At 62.8% G+C, this 5,053-nt stretch carries 4 protein-coding genes; 2 read left to right on the top strand and 2 right to left on the bottom strand.

What is annotated here, in order from left to right:
* Positions 1-336 precede the first annotated feature (336 nt).
* Both KDH09_15230 and KDH09_15225 read left to right on the top strand, forming a co-directional pair.
* Positions 337-726 (top strand): MAPEG family protein, encoded by a 390-nt coding sequence (locus KDH09_15230; GenBank protein ID MCB0221048.1) that lies wholly within the window; start codon positions 337-339, stop codon positions 724-726.
* Between the two features lie 4 nt (positions 727-730).
* Entirely contained in the window at positions 731-1,540 is an 810-nt protein-coding gene (locus KDH09_15225; GenBank protein MCB0221047.1) for a hypothetical protein, read from the top strand.
* 589 nt (positions 1,541-2,129) lie between these two features.
* Here KDH09_15225 and KDH09_15220 read toward each other — a convergent pair.
* Entirely contained in the window at positions 2,130-3,515 is a 1,386-nt protein-coding gene (locus KDH09_15220) for a PQQ-binding-like beta-propeller repeat protein (protein ID MCB0221046.1), read from the bottom strand.
* 64 nt (positions 3,516-3,579) lie between these two features.
* Complete coding sequence (locus KDH09_15215) at positions 3,580-4,410, bottom strand: hypothetical protein (GenBank protein ID MCB0221045.1); 831 nt, start codon at positions 4,408-4,410, stop codon at positions 3,580-3,582.
* Positions 4,411-5,053 lie beyond the last annotated feature (643 nt).

Below are 5,053 nucleotides of genomic sequence, written 5' to 3'. Positions count from 1 at the left end.
TCCCGCTACCCCTGGTCGGCGCGCTGAAATTCGCCCGGCTGCTCCCCAACTTCGCCTACGACGCGGTAATGAGCCGCTTCGGGGGATTCTGAGTAGAGAGTGCTGGCCACGGATAAGCACGAAGCAACACGGATAAGGAGATTGTCATCCTGAGGGCCCCAGCCCGAAGGATCTCAACCATTTTCTTACCGGCGCAGGCCAAACTTGCGAGCTGCAGAACTCCTCTGACACGTTGAGATCCTTCGCTTCGCTCAGGATGACAACAATGGCGCATCAATAATTATCCGTGTTCATCGGCAGCCATCTGTGGTTAGAATTCCCTGATCGGGGGAAATCATGAACCTGCTCGGCACGATCCACTACAGCGCGCTTTTTGCCGCCGCGTATCTCGTCTTCCTTGTGCTGCTGGCCGCCAATGTCTCGCGCCTTCGCATCCAGCACAAGGTCTCGCTGGGTGAGGGTGGTAACCGCGACCTGCGCCACGCCATCCGCGCCCATGCCAACAGCGTCGAACACGGCGCGCCCTTCATGGTCGCGCTGCTGGCCGCCGATTTCGTCAAAGTCTCCGACCCCTGGATTCTCTGGCTGGCCGTAGCCTTCGGCGCCGCACGCGTCCTGCACGCCGCCGGCATGTTCGACGTGGGCTTCAACTTCCGCCGCGTCGGCGCGGGGCTGACGCTGGTGGTGGAGCTTGCGCTGGCGGGGGTGATTGTTGGAGGGGTGTAGGAGAATGCTCGCTCGTCTGAGCTTGCTGGTTGCTCTCTGCCTGACGCTTGCCGGAATCTCGCCGGTAGCCGCAGGCACCCTCAAGCAGGAACAACTACGCTTCCCGCGCGTGCGTGCCGCCTATGATTCACGCCTTGATGTCGCAAAAAGACTCTTTGAAGCAAAGCAACTTTCCTGGCCGCCGCCACCGGTTTTCTGGCGAGCATTCAAACAGGACAAGTCGCTCGAACTCTGGGCACTGAACAGGGAAACCGGAAAGTACGTTCTGGTCAAAGAATATGAGGTCTGCCGATTGTCGGGAACCATGGGCCCGAAACGACGTGAAGGTGACTACCAAATCCCCGAAGGTTTCTACGAGTTCACGGAGTTCAATCCGGCGAGCAGTTACCATCTGTCCCTGCGGATCAACTATCCCAATTCCTCCGACCGGATTCTCGGAGATCGCAAGAAGCTCGGCGGAGACATCTTCGTTCACGGTGACTGCGTGACGATCGGATGTCTGCCGATGACCGATGAACAAATTGATGAAATCTATCTGATCACGCTCGAAGCGCGCGGCGCCGGTCAAGCTCATATTCCTATCCACATCTTTCCCACGCGACTGGCAGGTCCGTCTTGGGAAAAACTGCTTGAAGAAGCTGGTTCCTTCTCCCTGTGGCACGTCGCGCAGCGGATCAGAGGTGCCCGCCCGCGATCTGCCGAAGAGCTGCGTACCTTCTGGAAGAATCTGAAGGTCGACTATGACTATTTTGAAGCCTCGAAAACCCTGCCAAAGATTTCTGTTGGTGAAGACGGTCGCTATCGATTCGAGTAAGCGCGCTGCCTCGTCGAGCCCCGAAACTGCCCCAAAATACACCAGGGTTATTTCGGTCCATCTCGGGCCATCGTGGGTCATCTCGGGTCGGGGGGGCTTGAAGCGGGGCGGGGAATCCGTATCCTTATAGAAGTGCGCGGCGCCGTCCTGGCGCCTGGCATTTCGGGTCCGGTCGGGCCCGGTCGGAGGTTTTCCTTGTTCCTGAATTGCCCGCGATTGATTTCCGTTCGTCACGCATCCGAACACGCGGGAGACGCCGCGGTGACTCCTTCATCTCAGCGTGCACGTGCAGGTGCACGTGCACGATGCGAAGCCAGGGCCGCCGCGGCCGTTTCGGAGAGTGTGCAAACAGCTCGCGCACGTCACCGCAAAGGAAGCACTCACAAACCCGAATCCCGCCAAGAACGGGCGGAGAACCCCCTGGAGGCCCATATCCTTAATTTTACATAATATACATTATCGGACATTGTGTTTATCAGGCGAAGAGCAGGCCAAGGCTGCCCGGCCCGGCCTGGGTGGTCTCTCAAGGCGCTCAAATGGTATCGATTGAAGAGAAGAAACGCGCGCAATCAAACCGGCGAAGCTGGGGTTATTCGCTGAGCTCGTCGAGGTATTCGTCGTCGCTCTGCTCGTCGGGCGCGCTGAAGAAGTTGTCCCAGAAGCTCGAAGGCTCGGCCTCGCGCCGGGCTTTTTCGGCTGCGGCGGCTTCCTGGGCGGCGCGCTTCTCGGCCTTGAGCCGGCGCTGCTCGGCGATCTCGGCGGCGTAGTCGATGTCGGGACGCGCGTCGGTGCGCGGCTCAAAGTGCCAGAGCTGCGCGATGGCGCGGTCGCTCAAAACAGCGACCCAGTCCTCGCCCGATGAGAGGCCGCCGTAGCTGCCGGTCTGGATCTTTGAAAACCACGAGAACTGGCCAAACGCGCCGGTGTCGAGCGCGATCACGCGGCCGCTCTGGGTGACCCTGGGCGGCCACCAGCGGTTCTCGGTTTCGGTGGTGACGGCCACGACCCACTCGCCCAGGATCTTCGGCTGGCTGAGCACGCCCCAGTCTTCTGGGATATCGGCGCCCCAGCCCTCGATGCGGCTGCCAAGGGTCGCATCGAGCGCCGCCATGCCGCCGCCCTGGAGCGGCACGAAGACCTGGTTGTAGTTGGCGGCGGGTCCGGCAGCGGCCTCGATGTTCTCGCTCTGCCAGACCGCGATGCCATCGTCGGCGCGGATCTTGAACACGGGCCCGGAAAAGCGCGCGGCATAGAGCGAACTGCCCACGAGCGTCATGCCGATGTTGGTACTCTGAAACCCGGCGCGGCCCCCGCCGTAGTTGCTCTGCCAGAGGACCGAGCCCGAGGCGATGCTTGCCGCCTGGATGACGCCGTCCCAGCGCGCCCAGTAGACGTGGCCGGAGATCTCGTCGATGACCGGAGCGCCGAGCGCGCGCGCGCTGAGCCCGCGGGGCTCCTTCCCGTCGATCTTCCAGAGAATTCTGCCGTCGGCAATGGCCAGCGCGCTCAGCGCCCCGTGGGCGTCCTGAACAATGACGCGGCCCTCGTAGAGTGCGAGCGCGTCGAGAATCGGCACATCGAGCTCGGCAGTCCATTTCTCGGTGCCATCCTCGACAGATCGGCCCCAGAGCGTGCCCGAGAGACCGGCGAAGACGACGGTCTGCTCATCGGCGACCGCGCGCGAGGTGATCGGATTGTCCGAGAGCTCGACTTCCCAGAGCGTATTTCCGCCCTCTTTTTCAAGGGCCGCCGCCACGCCGGCCGAGGTGCCCACGAAGACGCGCTCACCAACGGCGACGGGCTGCGAGAGTTCGCTCGGAAGCGACTGGATGTAGGGGAAATCGAGCGCGTAGCGCCCGCGGCGCGGAAGCTGCCGGGTCCACTCGCGCGAGAGTCTGGGCGGATAATCGCCGGGCGAAGAGCCCCAGCCGGCGGCATCAAACCACACGCACCCGCCCATCATAGCGGCAAGCATGGCTAGCGCGGCGGCAAAGAGCGCCGGGCGCCCTGCTCTCCTGGATTGATTCAAAGGAAAAGCCCTACTGCGCGGCGCTCTCCGGCGCGGCCTCGGGCTCCGCCTTGCCTGGCACCTCGAAACTCGCGCCGAAGCCGCCTTCGATGCCCAGCGCCAGCGCCTGTTCCTGCACCGCGCTGCCGATCCCGTCACCGATCACCGTGTAGTCGGTGTCGATCTGCTCCAGCGTGATCTTCGCCGCCTCGGTGCGACCCAGCCGCGCCTGGCAAAGTGCCTTGGCAATGAGGATCGATCCGCCCAGCGCGCCGGCATCGGCGCGGGCGTCAAAGGCTTTATCGAGATCGGCGAGCGCCGCCTCGTACTGCCCGGCATCCATCTTCGCAACGCCCAGGTTGTAGAGCGCCAGCGGATAGAGGAAATCATCGCCCTCTACCAGGTTCGCATACTTCTCGTACCCGGCAATGGCATCGTTCTGTTCTTCGAGCCGGTAGGCCGCCTCGCCGTGATAGAACGTGGCCATCCACTTGGCCGCGTCGGTCGAGAGCCGGGGCTCGATGTCGATGAGCTTGGCCTGCAGGGCCTTCCACTTCTCGTCCTCGGTCTCGAAGTGCAGGTCGTCTTCTTCGCCCAGGCTCTCGAGCTCTTCAAGCGAGCTCACGCTGCGCGGGCCCACCGGGGCCGAAGCGATCTTGAGGGCCGAATCGAGCACCGCGAAATTGCGCTCGGTGCGATTGCTCAGAAAGGCACGCACCCCATAGGTGCCCACAATGGCGATCAACAGACCGCCAATCAGGCCCAGAAACCACATCTCGCGGTCGGCAATCCAGTCGAGCACGCGGCTTCCCTGGTGGACAAATTCATCGGGGGCTTTGAGTTCCTTGCGACGCTTGGACAAGGTCGTATTCTCCTGAAAAATCAAACAGTGACCGGGGCTTATACCCCCCTCCCCCCGGTGATTCAAGAGACCTGGGGAGGCGCCCGGGAAGCCCCGAAACGGACTTCTCCAGCGCCGGCAGATGGCGCCTGCCCCCGCGGCAACGCCCTCCCGAAATGTCCGGCAGCACCGAATGCTCCGAATCGTGCACGTGCTCGTGCAGGTGCACGTGCACGCTGAGGAGATGGTATCTGCACGCCCTCGCCCGGTAAGGCGCCAAGCACCTTCTCGACTCCCCGCTCCCTCTCAGGGAGAGGGTGCCCGCAGGGCGGGTGAGGGTAAAAGACCCCCAGCCCCCGCAATCGTGGACGTGGGCGAATCGCCTGAAGCCCCGCCGGCCTGGAACGCAACCCTTCCGCAACGATGGAACCATTGTTGACAGACCCCGTTCGTCCTGAGCCTGTCGAAGGACGAAGTTGCGGACTTTGTGCCGACTCGGTTCGTCCTTCGACGAGCTCAGGACGAACGGAGTTTCGTTCACGAGCACGTGCACGCTGAGATGTTTCATCATGCTGCCGTGCCACCCCACTGGGCTCAGCAGAATCGGGCGCCACCTCATCCTCCGAGGCCGCCCCGCCCATGGCCAGATTGCGAAACCCCTTCC

The organism is Chrysiogenia bacterium, assembly GCA_020434085.1.
In the GTDB taxonomy this organism is placed as follows: Bacteria; JAGRBM01; JAGRBM01; order JAGRBM01; family JAGRBM01; genus JAGRBM01.
The sequence above is the reverse complement of the archived record's forward strand: the minus strand, read 5'-3'. Positions and strand labels throughout refer to the sequence as shown.

Excerpts from the sequence above, each read along its gene's own strand:
- KDH09_15225 (MCB0221047.1), top strand. The coding sequence starts at position 731 with ATGCTCGCTCGTCTGAGCTTGCTGGTTGCTCTCTGCCTGACGCTTGCC.
- KDH09_15220 (MCB0221046.1), bottom strand. The coding sequence starts at position 3,515 with ATGCTTGCCGCTATGATGGGCGGGTGCGTGTGGTTTGATGCCGCCGGC.
- KDH09_15230 (MCB0221048.1), top strand. The coding sequence starts at position 337 with ATGAACCTGCTCGGCACGATCCACTACAGCGCGCTTTTTGCCGCCGCG.